Raw genomic sequence first — 15,333 nt, forward strand, 5'->3', positions numbered from 1 at the left:
AAAACCGCAGATATTACGCATCACGTTTCCTCCCTCGCCATCCACTCAGCAGCGCGCCAAAGACCATTAATAGCCCTCCGCCCCAAATCCAACGTACGCCGGTCTGCACGTACAAGCGCATGGCATAACGGTCCGGTCCTGTTTTTTCGCCCATCACCGCGTACCAGTCATGTAACAGATTCCAGCGGATCCCCGGCTCCATCATCTGTTGACGGCGCGCGGCATAGAAGCGCCTTTCAGGCTGCAGGCTGCCAATGCGTTTTTCATCCTGCCACAGCGTGATCTGCGCTTTTTCACTGGTGTAGTTACCTTTTGCTTCCAGGTCCAGACGCTCAAAACGGAAAATGTAGCCTGCCAGTTCCACCTGCTGCCCCGGGCTCAGGTTCAGGCTTATCTCCTGACGACTCCCGCTGGAAAAGACAATCCCGACGGCAAACACCAAAACCCCGGCATGCGCCAGCAGCGCCGGAAGCTGAGCACGTACAGGTACTTTGCGACTTCTGAACGTTGCCATCACGATAACCAGCAGCATCAGCAGCCCAAAGGGTAGCGTCGCACGATTAAAGTACGGTGCGCCCACAGAGAGCCGTCCCCAACCGAACAGTCCGTAAATCATCGGGTAGAGCGTGCCAATCAGCACAATCATCAGCACCGCGCAAAAAAGCAGTAGCGCAACCAGAATCAGCATCTCGCGCGACCAGCCGCCAAAATGCGCACGTTGACGAATATTCTGCCCGCGCCAGGCATACAGCCCGAGCGACGCCAGGCTCAATACGGTAAACAGCGCAAACAGCGGCGCGGCGCGGACGTTATCCAGCGCGAAGGCATGTACTGAAACGAGAATGCCGGAACGCACAATCAACGTCCCCAGCAGCGATAAAATCAGCGTGACAATCGCCAGCAGCAGCGACCAATGGCGGAAGATCCCGCGCTGGCGCGTGATGTATAAGCTATGCAGCAGCGCGCTGGCGGAAAGCCAGGGCAATAAGGAAGCGTTTTCTACCGGGTCCCAGAACCACCAGCCCCCCCAACCCAGCTCGCAGTACGCCCACCAGGAGCCGAGAATAATCCCCAGCGTCAGAGCGCACCAACCGGGCAGCGCCCAGCGCCAGCACACCCAGGCGCTTTGTGCATTAAAGTCACCGCGCAGCAGCGAAGCCAGCGCCACGCCTGCCGCCACCATTAAACCACCATAACCCAGGTACAGCAGCGGCGGATGGAGGATTAACCCGAGATGTTGCAACATCGGATTAAGGTCACGCCCTTCAATGGCTGGCGGGAAGATGCGCACAAACGGATCGGACCATACCACCACAAACAACAGCAGCAGGGCCGTTATCATTGAGAGGACGCTGAGCGTCAGCGGAAACAGCGCATCGGTGTCACGTCGATAGCAAAAAGCGAACAGCGCGCTCCAGCCGGAAAGAAACAGCACCCACAGCAGCAGCGACCCTTCATGCCCGCCCCACACCGCGGCCAGTTTTAACCCCCACGGCAGCAGACTGTAGCTATGCTGCGCAACATAGACTACCGAAAAGTCACTGGTCAGAAAGCAGAATACCAGAATGGCAAAGGCCAGCATCAGCAGCGAAAATTGCGTCCACACGCCCACACTTGCCAGGCGCATCAGGCCTTGCCAGCGCTGGCGGACACCCACCAACACGGCAAGCGGGGTCAATACGTTGACCCCGAGGCTTAATAACAGTGCCAGAAAACCGGCTTCAGGAAGGAGAACGTCCAGAAATCACCTTACGCAACGGTTAGCTGACCCGCATAGAGAATAAAAAAGCGCAGCAGCAGTACGCCGGTCAGGCTGGCGCCGCACACTGCCAGCACGCCATGAAACGTCGAACTGCGATTGGCCCAGGGTTTTAGCAGCATCGGCAGTATCAACCCAAGCCCGGCCACGCCCAGCCAGAACCACCAGGTCCAGAATCCGCCGCCCAGTGCCGCCGCCAGCGCGCGCATTTTGCCGTCATCGCCCAGCGCCAGGCCGACGAAGAACGCCGCCAGCAGGAAGATCTCCAGCCATACCACCGGGACTTCCATGCGATGCACAAAGTGCGCTTCAGTACTGTGCGGATTGCTACGATGACGTAACGCCATGGCGATCAGCGCCACCGCCGCGCCGGAGGAGATCCCGGAAAACAGGAACAGCACCGGCAGGATCGGGTTATTCAGGAACGGGTAGGATTTCAGCGCCGACAGCAGGAACCCGGTATACGCCCCGAGCAGGACCGCCAGTACCAGCATCAGCGTCTCAAGCGCGCGATGGAACGGCGTGATTAGTGTCAGGAGTTTTGACACAATCGTCAGTCGCGGCACGAACCGCTGCTGCAGTGCAATCACCTCTTTTTCAAAGATTTTTGCCAGCCACAGTACTAACACCACCATGTATAACTGAAACAGCATGACCCCCATCGACATCACCGAAGTGAAGCTGTAGTGGAACATCAGTTTCCAGAAAGTCCATGGGCGCGTCAGGTGGAACACCAGAATCAGCAAACCGAAGATAATCGCCCCGGGCCCTAACACCAGCGTGGTGCGCAACAGCGTGCTGTCTGAACCGCCCGCCTCCGGATGGAAACGACGTAGCAAAATTGCCAGCGTGACCAGTCCAGCGGAGATGCCTATCAGGAACAGATAGATGGCAATAGGCCAGTCCCACACCAGTGATTCGAAATGAAATGCAGAAGCGGATGTCATTGGCTCACCTCCCCAAATTTAAAGGGAACGCGGTAGACCTTCGGTTTTGTGCCCAACGCCAGCTTGTAACGGTAGGTAGTTTTCTGCTGCAACAAGCGGGAGATATCGCTGTTGGGATCGTCCAGATTACCAAACGTCAGCGCCTTCGTCGGACATGACTCAACGCAGGCGGGCTGTTTGCCCGCTTTCAGGTTGGTTTTCCGGCAGAAATCGCATTTATCCGCCGTTTTACTCACCGGATGGATAAAGCGCACGCGATAAGGACACGCGGCGATACAGTACTGGCAGCCAACGCAAAGATCCGGGTTCACATCCACAATGCCGTTGGCGGCATCGCGATACGATGCCCCCGTCGGGCAGACGTCAACGCAGGGAGCGTGATCGCAATGCTGGCACGAGTGACGGAAGAAGCGATACTTCACATCAGGAAATGTCCCTTGCGGCTCGCTGCGAATAATCGTCAGACGCGATACGCCTTCCGGCACGTTGTTAACTTCCCGACAAGCATCCATGCAGGCCGTACAGCCAATGCATAAAGACTCATCATGAACCATACCGTAACGTACGCCGTTGATGTTCAGCGTCTTCGCCACAACGCGTCCCGCCGTCCCGCTCACTGCCACCAGCGCGCCGACGCCGGTGATAAACTGGCGACGAGAGCAACTCATGGATGCTCCTTAAGCAACGGAACCGACGCCGGGTTAAAGTTCGGATTGTTACGCTGATCGCTGTGGCAATCGACGCAAATCTTGATCCGTCCTTTATCGCTTAGCGTCTGCATCGTGTCTTGCTTCGGATGCAGCGAGTGACAGCTGGCACACGCCACTTTGGTTACGTGGACATCGTGCGGCCAGAACGCTTTTTGCAACTGCTCAGGCAGGTGACAGGACATACAGACGCTGTTTTGCTGCTCCACGTTGTACATCGGCTCATTAAAACGCATCACATCCTTCACCCCTTCACGGTGGTTCGGTGACGGCTGGCCGTGACAGTTAGTGCAAGTGACCGGCAGTTTGTTATTCGGGTTGATAACGTCTGCATGCTTACCATGCATGCCTTCGGTATCGGGCTTATGACAATCCAGACAGGCGGCATCCGGATTACGCTGTTGGGTAACCGTCCAGCGTTGATCCGACTCCTGCGGCGTTGGCGTGGCTGTGATTCCACTCAGGCTCCAGAACAAGCCTGACGCCAGCACCCCAGCAGTTAATAACGAACGTAATACGCTCATATTCACTCCGTTGAGTTATCCGCCCCTTGCGGGGCGAAATGGGGTTATTGGCTTAACAGACCGTTTTTACGCGCCTGATCTTCCCACTGCGGAATCACCGTTTTGATGAAGTCCTGTTTCTCAGCATTGATTTGCTGCATATTCAAACCAATCGCTGCCTGGGCTTTCTCTTTAGTAGAGATATCCGGTAACGGGATTTCATGCGTGATGCCTTTAGTTGCCAGCAAACGGACCAGTTTGGTACGCGCATCGGCAGCTTTATCCATTGCGCTACCCAGCATCCGCAAACCTTCTTCCGGGGCGTGCATGTGAATACCGTGTGAGGCGATAGCCAGGTCCCAACGCCATTGCGCGTGACGGATATCTTCCAGAATCGGCTTCATTTCCGCTTCGGTCGCACCCGCATCCCATGCGGCTTTCGCTTCAAAGTGCGCACGAACAAGCTGGTCTTCAACTTTGATTTTCAGGTCATGAATGGCCTGTTTACGCTCGGCGACCACTTTTTGCAGAGACGCTTTGTCCTGGGTGTGGCAGTTCGCACAGGTCTGAGCGAAATTATCGAACGGATTACCAATCTTATGGTCGGTGTAAATCTTGCCTTCCGCGTTCTGCACTTTCGGCATGTGGCAGTCGATACAGGTCACATTGTTCTTGCCGTGAATGCCTGCGCTCCAGGTTTCATACTCCGGGTGCTGCGCTTTCAGCATTGGCGTTTTAGATAGGGAGTTGGTCCAGTCAGAGAAGGCGATGGTATCGTAGTATTTCTCCATGTTCTCGACTTTCATGCCGTCGTCCCACGGGAACTTAACGGCTTTGTTTTTACCGTCGAAGTAGTATTCCACGTGGCACTGGCCGCAGACCATGGATTGCTGATCGAAGCGACCGGCTTTCTCAAACGGTTTGCCGATTGCTTCCATCGCGCGTTCTGCATAAGGGCGCGACAGCGTCAGTTCTGGCTTGCCTTTGGCAAAGTCTGGTGACGCGGTGTTATGGCAATCGCCGCAGCCAAGATTGTTAACAATTTCAGGACCGCCGCGCGCCCATTTACCGTGGAAGTAGCCATCTTCACCGTCTTTCTGGATCAGACGCGCCACGTCCGGGCTTTTACAGCTCCAACAGGCCATCGGCAACGGACCATCTTCTGCCGTTTTGGGTGCGCCTGTACGTAAGGTTTCACGGACATCGGTCACGGCATACGCGTGTCCACGCGGTTTGTTGTAATCGCGCGAGAAGGGATATCCCGCCCACAGGATCACCAGACGCGGATCTTCTGCCAGCGCATCTTCACGGGCTGATTGCTCAGACGTGGCTTTCCAGGAGAGATATTGATCGGGATGCTGAGGCGCGAAGACTTCATTCTTCGCTTCAACGGTGACGTTTTTTGCGGGTACGGGGGTTTGTTCAGCGTGAACTGCAGAGATAAATAATAAAGGTACTAACAGGCTGAAGAAACGGCGTACGCGTGATTTTATCCTTGCCATAGGGGTCTCATCCAGATGACGCCATTATCTGCAATGGCGGTTCTTTTATTGTTTTCCATAACAGCAACCACACGAATACTGTCATGACATTGCTCCACCCTATTTGTAACAAGAAACCACACTGAAAATGTTGTCTTTAATCAATTGTAAGTGTATGTAAAATACCACTTTAGAGTTAGTAACCCCCTCTGGTTGCACCCTCTTTTGTCTAATTCAGAGACAGATCACCTTTTCAACAATCCTTTAGATAACTACATGTTATCGCGAGATTTAGTCAATTTTTGCTAGTTCTCTTCAAAATTCAGTTTGTCGCTAATTTGCACAATTCGTTTATTGCGTGATCTGCCGCGCAAATACTAAACAAAACTCTCAAAGCCCCTACATTTAACGTTTATGAGACATATTATTAACATCCTACAAGGAGAACAAAAGCCATGAGCCAAATACATAAACACGCTATTCCCGCAAACATTGCGGATCGTTGCCTGATAAATCCGGAGCAGTACGCAGAGAAATACCAGCAATCCGTTAACGAGCCCGACACATTTTGGGGCGAACAGGGAAAAATTATTGATTGGATCAAGCCATACAGCCAGGTGAAGAACACTTCCTTTGCACCCGGCAACGTGTCGATTAAATGGTACGAAGACGGCACCCTGAATCTGGCCGCAAACTGCCTTGACCGCCATCTGCAGGAAAACGGCGATCGTACCGCCATCATCTGGGAAGGCGATGATGCTACCCAGAGTAAAAACATTACCTATCGCGAACTGCATCGCGATGTCTGCCGTTTTGCTAATACATTGCTGGATTTAGGCATTAAAAAAGGCGATGTGGTGGCGATCTATATGCCAATGGTTCCGGAAGCTGCGGTAGCCATGCTGGCTTGCGCCCGTATTGGCGCAGTGCATTCGGTCATCTTCGGCGGGTTCTCGCCGGAAGCCGTCGCTGGACGTATCATCGATTCCAATTCTCGCCTGGTGATCACCGCCGATGAAGGCGTGCGCGCTGGACGCAGCATCCCGCTGAAAAAGAACGTCGATGATGCGCTGAAAAACCCGAACGTGAAGACCGTGGAGCATGTGGTCGTCCTCAAACGTACCGGTGGAAAAACGGAATGGCAGGAAGGCCGTGACCTGTGGTGGTCCGATCTTATTGAGAAAGCCAGCCCGGACCATCAGCCAGAAGAAATGAACGCGGAAGATCCGCTGTTTATCCTGTATACCTCCGGTTCAACCGGCAAGCCGAAAGGCGTGCTGCATACCACCGGCGGATATCTGGTCTACGCCGCCACCACCTTTAAGTATGTATTTGACTACCATCAGGGCGATATCTACTGGTGTACCGCGGACGTGGGTTGGGTAACCGGGCACAGCTATTTGTTGTACGGTCCGCTGGCCTGCGGCGCAACCACGCTGATGTTCGAAGGCGTACCAAACTGGCCAACCCCGGCGCGTATGTCGCAGGTTGTGGACAAGCACCAGGTCAATATTCTGTATACCGCACCGACCGCCATCCGCGCCCTGATGGCCGAAGGCGATAAAGCAATTGAAGGTACTGACCGTTCATCGCTGCGTATCCTGGGTTCCGTTGGCGAGCCGATCAACCCGGAAGCATGGGAGTGGTACTGGAAGAAGATCGGCAACGAAAAATGTCCGGTCGTTGATACCTGGTGGCAGACCGAAACCGGGGGATTCATGATCACCCCACTGCCAGGCGCTACCGAGCTGAAAGCCGGTTCCGCCACCCGTCCATTCTTTGGCGTACAGCCTGCAATTGTCGATAACGAAGGTAACCCGCTGGAAGGCGCGACCGAAGGCAACCTGGTGATTACCGACTCATGGCCGGGTCAGGCGAGAACGCTGTTTGGCGATCACGAACGCTTTGAGCAAACCTACTTCTCTACCTTCAAAAATATGTACTTCAGCGGCGACGGCGCGCGTCGTGACGAAGACGGCTATTACTGGATCACCGGACGTGTGGACGATGTGCTAAACGTCTCCGGTCACCGTCTGGGAACGGCTGAAATCGAATCGGCGCTGGTGGCACATCCGAAGATTGCCGAGGCCGCAGTGGTCGGTATCCCACATAATATTAAAGGCCAGGCGATCTACGCCTACATCACGCTGAATCACGGCGAAGAGCCGTCACCTGAGCTGTACGCCGAAGTTCGCAACTGGGTACGTAAAGAAATTGGCCCGCTGGCAACCCCAGACGTACTGCACTGGACCGACTCACTGCCGAAAACCCGCTCAGGCAAAATCATGCGCCGTATTTTGCGAAAAATCGCGGCGGGCGATACCAGCAATCTGGGCGATACCTCAACCCTCGCCGATCCTGGCGTGGTAGAGAAACTGCTCGAAGAGAAGCAGGCCATCGCAATGCCATCATAACGATAACCATGAAATGCCCGATGGCGCGCTGCTTATCGGGCCTACAAATCCTATCCCTACCCCTCCCCTGACCGGGAGGGAAATATAAAAACCCTCCCCCAAAGGATTTCGTGTTACAGGAAGGCGACCAGCAAGCATATCCCCAGGAGCATAGATGACTATGTGGCTGGAGTAGGCAAGTGCGGCCAACGAACCTGTAGCACGAAAGACGCAGGGGGACCTCTGGAGATTCTGTGATGAATGACCAAATTTATCAGCGGATAGAAGACAGTGCGCATTTCAGGGAATTAGTTGAAAAACGGCAACGGTTTGCCACCATTCTGTCCATCATCATGCTGGCAGTTTATATCAGCTTTATTTTACTGATTGCTTTTGCGCCTGGCTGGCTGGGTACACCGCTCCACGCGGGAACCAGCGTCACCCGGGGTATTCCGATTGGGGTCGGAGTGATCCTTATCTCCTTCATCCTGACCGGGATCTATATCTGGCGGGCAAACAGTGAATTCGATCGCCTGAACAATGCGGTTCTGCACGAGGTTAAAGCATCATGAAGAGAGTCCTGACGGCGCTTGCCGCCACGCTGCCCTTCGCTGCAAACGCGGCGGATGCTATTAGCGGTGCAGTTCAACGCCAGCCAACTAACTGGCAGGCGATTGTCATGTTCCTGATTTTCGTCATCTTTACGCTCGGTATCACCTACTGGGCGTCTAAGCGGGTACGTTCACGTAATGACTACTACACCGCCGGTGGTAACATCACCGGTTTCCAGAACGGGCTGGCGATTGCGGGCGACTATATGTCGGCGGCATCGTTTCTCGGAATTTCCGCGCTGGTGTTTACCTCTGGGTATGACGGGCTGATCTACTCGCTCGGCTTCCTGGTCGGCTGGCCAATTATCCTGTTCCTGATTGCGGAGCGTTTGCGTAACCTCGGTCGTTACACCTTTGCAGACGTTGCTTCTTATCGTCTGAAGCAGGGGCCAATCCGTATTCTGTCGGCCTGCGGTTCCCTGGTGGTGGTCGCACTGTATTTGATCGCCCAGATGGTTGGCGCAGGTAAGCTGATTGAGCTGCTGTTTGGTCTGAACTATCACATCGCCGTCGTACTGGTTGGTGTGCTGATGATGATGTATGTGCTGTTCGGCGGCATGCTGGCAACCACGTGGGTACAGATCATTAAAGCTGTTCTGCTGCTGTTCGGCGCCAGCTTCATGGCCTTTATGGTGATGAAGCACGTTGGCTTCAGCTTCAATAACCTGTTCACCGAAGCGATGGCGGTACACCCGAAAGGCTCCGCGATTATGAGTCCTGGCGGATTGGTTAAAGATCCAATATCCGCCTTGTCGTTAGGTCTCGGTCTGATGTTTGGTACGGCAGGTTTACCGCACATACTGATGCGTTTCTTCACGGTCAGCGATGCCCGCGAAGCGCGTAAGAGCGTGTTCTATGCCACCGGCTTTATGGGTTATTTCTACATCCTGACCTTTATCATCGGCTTTGGCGCGATCATGCTGGTAGGTGCTAACCCAGAGTACAAAGATGCTGCAGGCGCATTGATCGGTGGTAACAACATGGCTGCGGTTCACCTGGCGAATGCGGTGGGCGGTAACCTGTTCCTCGGCTTCATCTCTGCAGTGGCGTTTGCCACCATCCTGGCGGTGGTTGCCGGCCTGACCCTGGCGGGCGCTTCGGCTGTTTCTCACGACCTGTACGCCAACGTATTCCGCAAAGGCGCAACCGAGCGTGAAGAACTGAAGGTGTCAAAAATTACCGTGCTGGTGCTGGGTGTGATAGCCATCCTGCTCGGCGTGCTGTTTGAGAATCAGAATATCGCCTTTATGGTAGGCCTGGCGTTCGCCATCGCGGCAAGCTGCAACTTCCCGATCATCCTGCTTTCCATGTACTGGTCAAAACTGACCACCCGTGGCGCCATGGTCGGCGGCTGGTTAGGTCTGCTGACGGCTGTGGTGCTGATGATTCTCGGCCCAACCATTTGGGTCCAAATCCTCGGTCACGAAAAAGCTATTTTCCCGTATGAATATCCGGCGCTGTTCTCCATCAGCGTAGCGTTCCTCGGGATCTGGTTCTTCTCTGCTACCGATAACTCAGAAGAAGGCAACCGCGAACGCGAGCAGTTCCGTGCTCAGTTCATCCGTTCCCAGACCGGGTACGGCGTAGAACAAGGTCGCGCACACTAGTCCCACCTCCTCTTCCCCGGTTATTTTGACCGGGGAAGAATTTCTGTCAATTATGTGGGATTCTCATCCGTTATAAAGCGGCGAGCAGGAACAGCGATAAGCAACAGGAAAACAATCGCGCACACAATATTTAGCCACTGCCAGCCCTTCCAGAAAGCCAGCAACCCGGCTCCCCAGTGAATAATCGCAATGATCACTGGAAATGGCATCAACTCCCGATACCGTTTGGTGATGACTAAAAAACCACAGTAATAGCTTAAAATAATCCCCAGCCAATTGATAAAAATAGCGAAGTTGCTAAAAGGATTCGCAACTAAAAACCATGTTGTAAATAATGAAATAACGGTAATCAATACAAAATAAAGAAAAAACTTCAACCGTCCCAGAACACCTTTTCTCCAGCCCAGAAATAAATCATTGAGTATATTCACTTGATATCCTTATTCTCTGTTTCTCACGTAATATATTGTTTTTATCCAGCGGTAAAACTGCGCACCAGGCGGAGTTTTCCATCAATCAATTCAAAATCATATATCGACGCACCATCACAATACTCTGAAAGGCCAGGCAGTTGTGCATTCGCCTCGGTACCCTGAGAAAGTCTTAAAATACCCTCTTCAAATTCCCCGTCGGCAACCGTATCGCAGGTTCCTTCCACCGTGTGACGCTGACCGTTTTCTTCATAATAAAATTGGCCGTCTTCATCAGCGGGATAATATTTTCGCTGCTGCTCCTGAGCAGATAGCGCATTAATTCTGTGTTCTTTTATCGTCAACGTGTCAGGGTTAACATCAAGGTCGTTCAGCCTCTGCAACCCCTCAATAATCTGCAATGCATGTTTATCAAACTCCGCTTCGGTAAGCGGTTCCGTCTCGATATCTTGTGATTCATCGTAGGGAATAAAATCTAAAAGGCTGCCCGGCAATGGGAATACAAAATACGTTTTCAACGCCGCAACATTTTTCTCACGCAACGCCTGCTGGAACTGCTGAAACTGAAGCAGCGCGCTCTTCTTCTGTTCAGGTGTGGTAAGAGTGCCAGCAGCTTTCACGTCATCAAGGATGAGCAGAACAGGGGTAAAGTGGCGACCAATCTGGGCGTACATCGTTTTCCCGCTCAGGATGACCTCTTTTCCTAAAAGGGGAGCCAGATCGGCATAATCAATATGACGTTTGCCAGCAAGAATAAGCTGTACTTCCGGCACGACATCATTTTCAGGTGCAAAATCACACTCAAACGGCTGATCGAGCTTTAAATAGTCATAAGTTACCGCTTCGTCACCATCCTTGATGCTTTCGTAGTTTGGGGGGCCGGGAAAAGTCTGTTGGATTAATGTCCCTTGCAGGGTCACCTGTTGGTCTTCATCGGGGCAATATGCCAATGCGACATGACTAAACAGGCCGACCAGTAGCCACATATATTTCACGCTGAGTATCCTTACACTGCGATAAAAAAGGACCGTCAGTGTAAGAGACATAAACCTGAAAAAATATCGTCCACCGAAAAATCAGAACATGACCATCGCCACCAGCGGCGCAACCAATACCATCACCACGCCGGAAAGCATCATCACCAGACTGGCAACCACGCCCTCCTGCTGACCGAGCTCATAAGAGCGCGCCGTACCTGCCCCGTGCGACGCCGCGCCAAATCCTGCGCCTTTCGCCATCCCTTCACGAATGGAAAGGCGTAAAAACAGCACATCGCCGACCGCCATGCCGAATACGCCGGTCACCACCACGAACAAGGCCACCAGGTCCGGCTGCCCGCCCAACGGCTCTGCCGCCGCCAGCGCAAATGGCGTGGTGACAGAGCGCACCGCCAGACTGCGCTGGATCTCATCAGGCAACATAAACAAACGCGCCAGCCACACGGAGCTGGTGACAGCCACCAGCGTTGCCGTCACCACGCCCGCCGTCAGCGACATCCAGTGCCGCTTAATCACCGCAAGGTTGTCATACACCGGAACGGCAAACGCAATGGTTGCCGGGCCTAGCAGCCACAGCAGCCAGTGCGATTCACCAATATAGTTTTGCCAGGAGATATGGCCGAAGACTAGCATCAGCACCAGCAGGGCCGGGGTGAGAACTAATGGCATCAGGGGTAATTTACGAAAACGGCGATACAGGCGCTTGTTGGCAAAATAGATGCCCAACGTAATCACCAGACACAACACGCTTAGCTGGAAATTACTCACGGTTTAACCTGCTCATTTCATAACGATACACTTTATCGACCACCCACGCCGTGGCGCCGAGCACCATCAGCGTACTTAGCGCAATAACGGCGAATATGCGCCAGCCATCGACCAGCAGCAGCTGCGTATAGTTGACGACGGCCACCACCGCCGGAACAAAAAACAGCAACATTTCAGCCAGTAACCAGCGAGCGCCTGCGCGAATCCAGTTCAGCGGGATAACCCGGCAGACAATTAACGCCAGCATCAGTACCATCCCGACCAGGTTGGCAGGAAGCGGCAAATGCAGCCAGGAGACAAGATATTGAGCAAATACAAAGAGACCTGCGTACAGCAGAACCTGAACGGGGATCTGAAGTCGTTGAATGACAGCAGGCGTCACGCGGCTTATCGCCACAGCCATGAGGGTATGTCCTTAAAAAATAGAGAGCGCCAGTATAGAGAGCCCCCGTCCCGGACTGAAATGAATTAAACTCATTGCAGGCATAGTCTTAAGGAATAATCATGGATATCAGAACGCTGCGATATTTTGTTGAGGTGGTTCGTCAGCAGAGCTTTACTCGCGCAGCGGAGAAGCTTTTTGTCACTCAACCCACTATCAGCAAGATGTTGAAGAATCTTGAAGACGAGCTTAACTGCACGCTGCTAATCCGCGACGGTCGGCGGCTTTTGTTGACTGATACCGGACAAGTGGTTTTCGAGCGCGGTCTGGCGATCCTCGCCGAGTTTCGCCAGCTTGAAGCGGAACTCAGCGACATTAACCATCTCAACAAGGGGCTATTGCGCCTCGGTATCCCGCCGATGGTCGGCATGTTGATGGCAGGGCCTATAAGCCTTTTTCGCCAGCGCTATCCCGGCGTTGAGCTAAAGGTCTCTGAATTTGGCGGCTTAACCGTCCAGCAGGCGGTGATGAATGGCGATCTGGATGTCGCGATGACCGCGCTGCCGGTTGAGGAAGAAAGCGGTCTGGCGACCTTACCGCTTTTCAGTCATCCGCTCTGTGTGCTGGTCCCTCGCTCCGGTCAGTGGACAACGTGCGAATCTATTTCCCCCGAGGCGTTAGCGGAGCATCCGTTACTTATCTATAACGAAGATTTCGCGTTGAGTCGCCAGTTGCTTGAACTGTTTAGCCAGCACAACGTCAAGCCCCGCATTGCAGTACGCAGCGGGCAGTGGGATTTCCTGGCGGCGATGGTACAAGCCGGCGTCGGAATCGCCATTTTGCCGGAGCCAATCTGCCAGCGTCTGGATAAGCAAACTTTGCGCTGGATCCCTCTGGAGAGTGATTTACGCTGGCAGTTGGGTATGATTTGGCGCGAGGGCGTATATCTGTCGCACAGCGCCCAGGCATGGCTGAAATGTTGCGAAGGTTTTTGGCTAACGCAAGCGTCGTAAAATGCCGGATGCGGCTAACGCCATATCAGACCTACAAAATCCCGTAGGCCTGATAAGCGTAGTGCCATCAGGCACTACCGTTACTGGTTCTCAATCAACAGCGCTTCCAGCAAGTCCAGGTCGTGCAGTAGTTTTTGCAGCGTTTCATTACTGATTTCACGTGTGGCTCGCAGGTGATAAAGCTCTGCGCGTTCTGAGCGCAGTGCCGCCAGACGGAAACGCCGTTCGAGGTTTTCTTCCTGCATCGAGCTTTCCACATCGTTGCGTCCGTCGGCGCGTCGACGCAGATTACCGATGACACGTGAACTCACCTCGGTGAGCAACTGATTATCGATGTTCTCTTCGCTGTCCGCGGCCAGGCGCTCCTCCATTTTCTGGATGGCGACAATCGCGACTTCCGCCGTGGCAGCCCGGGCAATACGTTCCTCTTTTTGCTGCTGCGAGTGATCTGCGACTTCCAGATGCTGTAGCAGAATCGGCAGCATTACTACGCCAACAAACAGTGAGAACAGGATCACGCCCGCAGCAAGGAAAATCAGCTCATATCGGGCCGGGAAGCCGCTACCATCCGGTAACAACAGCGGAATGGAGAGCACACCCGCAAGAGTTATTGCCCCGCGCACGCCCGCAAAGGAAGCAATCAGGATTTCACGCGTCGTCCAGGAGCCGAATTCCATTGGCTTTTTCTTCAGGAAGCGCAGACTGAACTTCTTCATGGTCCACAGCCAGCCAAAACGTACCAGCATCAGCGCCACGTAAATCAGTACGATATCGGTAAACAGCATCCAGATTTCAACGTTCGGATCGACCTCTGCTGCCGCCAAAGAAGACTCCAGAATCCCCGGCAACTGCAGCCCTAACAGCAGGAAAACCATACCGTTAAACACAAATTCCAGCATCGCCCAGGTGCTGTTAGCACGTAAGCGCATCGCCAACGGCGCGCGGCGCATCACCCCGGAACGGGTGATTGTCATCCCGGCAGCGACCGCCGCGAGGATGCCTGAGACACCAATGTGTTCCGCAATCAGGTAAGACGCAAACGGCAGCAGAAACAGCAGAACGATTTGCGTTGCTGGCTCATCGCCACCCCATCGGCTGAGAAAACGCAGGGAGCGCCCGTACAGCCAACTGACGACAAAACCGGCCAGGATACCGCCAATTGCTACTTTGAAGAATTCAAGCGTTGCGCCGCCAACGGTAAATACCATCGTACCCATCGCCACGGCGACGGCAAATTTTAGTGACACCAGGCCGGAGGCGTCGTTCATCAACGCTTCGCCCTGCAGGATCCCCATGATTTTCTTCGGGATGCGTCCCTCCCCCACAATGCCGGAAAGGGCAACGGCGTCGGTTGGCGACAGGACGGCAGCCAGCGCAAAGGCCGGGATGAGAGGGATCCCCGGCACCAGCCAGTAAATCATAAAGCCAATCCCGACCACCGTGACCAGCACTAACGCCAGCGCAAGACCAAAGATCTCTCGCCCATGTTCGAGAAACTCACGCGTTGGCGTCTTCCAGCCATCGGCAAAGAGCAGCGGCGGGATGAACAGAACCAAAAATAGCTCAGGATCGAATTCCACATGCAAACCAAACGTCGGCCACGCCAGCAAGGCGCCGATGGCGATCTGCATAAGGGGTAGAGGGAGTTGGAAGGGCAATACGCGAGTAAATACCCCCGACAGCGAGACCACAAGGGTCATGATGAGTATGGTGAAAAAGATTTCCATGCGTTC

The 15,333-nt window shown here is 53.9% G+C and carries 14 protein-coding genes; 4 read left to right on the top strand and 10 right to left on the bottom strand.

Translation table 11 applies throughout. The features are described from left to right. Positions 1–13 precede the first annotated feature (13 nt). The 5 genes from OGX99_RS12465 to nrfA are packed head-to-tail and all read right to left on the bottom strand — an operon-like array spanning position 14 to position 5,418. Complete coding sequence (locus OGX99_RS12465) at positions 14–1,741, bottom strand: heme lyase CcmF/NrfE family subunit (protein WP_420869121.1); 1,728 nt, start codon at positions 1,739–1,741, stop codon at positions 14–16. Positions 1,742–1,749: 8 nt separating this feature from the next. Next, positions 1,750–2,706, bottom strand: coding sequence for a cytochrome c nitrite reductase subunit NrfD (gene nrfD / locus OGX99_RS12470; protein WP_151218050.1), 957 nt, complete (start codon positions 2,704–2,706; stop codon positions 1,750–1,752). Then, positions 2,703–3,374, bottom strand: coding sequence for a cytochrome c nitrite reductase Fe-S protein (gene nrfC / locus OGX99_RS12475; protein ID WP_005132585.1), 672 nt, complete (start codon positions 3,372–3,374; stop codon positions 2,703–2,705). The genes nrfD and nrfC overlap by 4 nt, the downstream gene beginning before the upstream one ends. After that, the gene (gene nrfB / locus OGX99_RS12480; protein ID WP_151218052.1) at positions 3,371–3,937 is read right to left on the bottom strand and encodes a cytochrome c nitrite reductase pentaheme subunit; all 567 of its coding nucleotides are present in this window, start codon (positions 3,935–3,937) and stop codon (positions 3,371–3,373) included. The genes nrfC and nrfB overlap by 4 nt, the downstream gene beginning before the upstream one ends. A 44-nt stretch (positions 3,938–3,981) precedes the next feature. After that, positions 3,982–5,418: an ammonia-forming nitrite reductase cytochrome c552 subunit gene (gene nrfA / locus OGX99_RS12485; protein WP_151218053.1), complete on the bottom strand. Its 1,437-nt coding sequence runs from the start codon at positions 5,416–5,418 to the stop codon at positions 3,982–3,984. Between the two features lie 434 nt (positions 5,419–5,852). Here nrfA and acs point away from each other — a divergent pair, with 434 nt between their 5' ends. From acs to actP, 3 genes are all read left to right on the top strand, one after another. Next, the gene (acs, locus tag OGX99_RS12490) at positions 5,853–7,811 is read left to right on the top strand and encodes an acetate--CoA ligase (protein ID WP_151218054.1); all 1,959 of its coding nucleotides are present in this window, start codon (positions 5,853–5,855) and stop codon (positions 7,809–7,811) included. 236 nt (positions 7,812–8,047) lie between these two features. Beyond that, a complete protein-coding gene (locus OGX99_RS12495; RefSeq protein ID WP_151218055.1) occupies positions 8,048–8,362 on the top strand; it encodes a DUF485 domain-containing protein in 315 nt (104 codons plus the stop codon). Then, entirely contained in the window at positions 8,359–10,008 is a 1,650-nt protein-coding gene (gene actP / locus OGX99_RS12500; protein WP_151218056.1) for a cation/acetate symporter ActP, read from the top strand. The genes OGX99_RS12495 and actP overlap by 4 nt, the downstream gene beginning before the upstream one ends. Before the next feature lie 50 nt (positions 10,009–10,058). Here actP and OGX99_RS12505 read toward each other — a convergent pair whose 3' ends face one another. The 4 genes from OGX99_RS12505 to OGX99_RS12520 form a co-directional block, all read right to left on the bottom strand. Next, positions 10,059–10,439 (bottom strand): hypothetical protein, encoded by a 381-nt coding sequence (locus OGX99_RS12505; RefSeq protein ID WP_151218057.1) that lies wholly within the window; start codon positions 10,437–10,439, stop codon positions 10,059–10,061. 41 nt (positions 10,440–10,480) lie between these two features. Further along, entirely contained in the window at positions 10,481–11,425 is a 945-nt protein-coding gene (locus OGX99_RS12510; RefSeq protein WP_252838905.1) for a DUF4431 domain-containing protein, read from the bottom strand. A 90-nt stretch (positions 11,426–11,515) separates the two neighbouring features. Then, on the bottom strand, positions 11,516–12,205 hold the full coding sequence (locus tag OGX99_RS12515; RefSeq protein WP_151224611.1) for an LrgB family protein: 690 nt from the start codon (positions 12,203–12,205) through the stop codon (positions 11,516–11,518). Then, the gene (locus OGX99_RS12520; RefSeq protein WP_005132599.1) at positions 12,198–12,608 is read right to left on the bottom strand and encodes a CidA/LrgA family protein; all 411 of its coding nucleotides are present in this window, start codon (positions 12,606–12,608) and stop codon (positions 12,198–12,200) included. Before OGX99_RS12520 ends, OGX99_RS12515 begins: the two co-directional genes overlap by 8 nt. Before the next feature lie 101 nt (positions 12,609–12,709). On the opposite strand from OGX99_RS12520, the gene OGX99_RS12525 reads away from it, so the two are divergent. Then, positions 12,710–13,600, top strand: a complete 891-nt coding sequence (locus tag OGX99_RS12525) for a LysR family transcriptional regulator (RefSeq protein ID WP_151218060.1) — start codon at positions 12,710–12,712, stop codon at positions 13,598–13,600. 80 nt (positions 13,601–13,680) lie between these two features. Here OGX99_RS12525 and OGX99_RS12530 read toward each other — a convergent pair whose 3' ends face one another. Then, on the bottom strand, positions 13,681–15,327 hold the full coding sequence (locus tag OGX99_RS12530) for a Na+/H+ antiporter (RefSeq protein ID WP_079938973.1): 1,647 nt from the start codon (positions 15,325–15,327) through the stop codon (positions 13,681–13,683). Positions 15,328–15,333: the final 6 nt, after the last annotated feature.

It is taken from the genome of Citrobacter sp. Cu096 (assembly GCF_030332285.1).
Lineage (GTDB): Bacteria > Pseudomonadota > Gammaproteobacteria > Enterobacterales > Enterobacteriaceae > Citrobacter > Citrobacter meridianamericanus.

Excerpts from the sequence above, each read along its gene's own strand:
- nrfD (WP_151218050.1), bottom strand. The coding sequence starts at position 2,706 with ATGACATCCGCTTCTGCATTTCATTTCGAATCACTGGTGTGGGACTGG.
- nrfC (WP_005132585.1), bottom strand. The coding sequence starts at position 3,374 with ATGAGTTGCTCTCGTCGCCAGTTTATCACCGGCGTCGGCGCGCTGGTG.
- nrfB (WP_151218052.1), bottom strand. The coding sequence starts at position 3,937 with ATGAGCGTATTACGTTCGTTATTAACTGCTGGGGTGCTGGCGTCAGGC.
- nrfA (WP_151218053.1), bottom strand. The coding sequence starts at position 5,418 with ATGGCAAGGATAAAATCACGCGTACGCCGTTTCTTCAGCCTGTTAGTA.
- acs (WP_151218054.1), top strand. The coding sequence starts at position 5,853 with ATGAGCCAAATACATAAACACGCTATTCCCGCAAACATTGCGGATCGT.
- OGX99_RS12495 (WP_151218055.1), top strand. The coding sequence starts at position 8,048 with ATGAATGACCAAATTTATCAGCGGATAGAAGACAGTGCGCATTTCAGG.
- actP (WP_151218056.1), top strand. The coding sequence starts at position 8,359 with ATGAAGAGAGTCCTGACGGCGCTTGCCGCCACGCTGCCCTTCGCTGCA.
- OGX99_RS12510 (WP_252838905.1), bottom strand. The coding sequence starts at position 11,425 with ATGTGGCTACTGGTCGGCCTGTTTAGTCATGTCGCATTGGCATATTGC.
- OGX99_RS12520 (WP_005132599.1), bottom strand. The coding sequence starts at position 12,608 with ATGGCTGTGGCGATAAGCCGCGTGACGCCTGCTGTCATTCAACGACTT.
- OGX99_RS12525 (WP_151218060.1), top strand. The coding sequence starts at position 12,710 with ATGGATATCAGAACGCTGCGATATTTTGTTGAGGTGGTTCGTCAGCAG.
- OGX99_RS12530 (WP_079938973.1), bottom strand. The coding sequence starts at position 15,327 with ATGGAAATCTTTTTCACCATACTCATCATGACCCTTGTGGTCTCGCTG.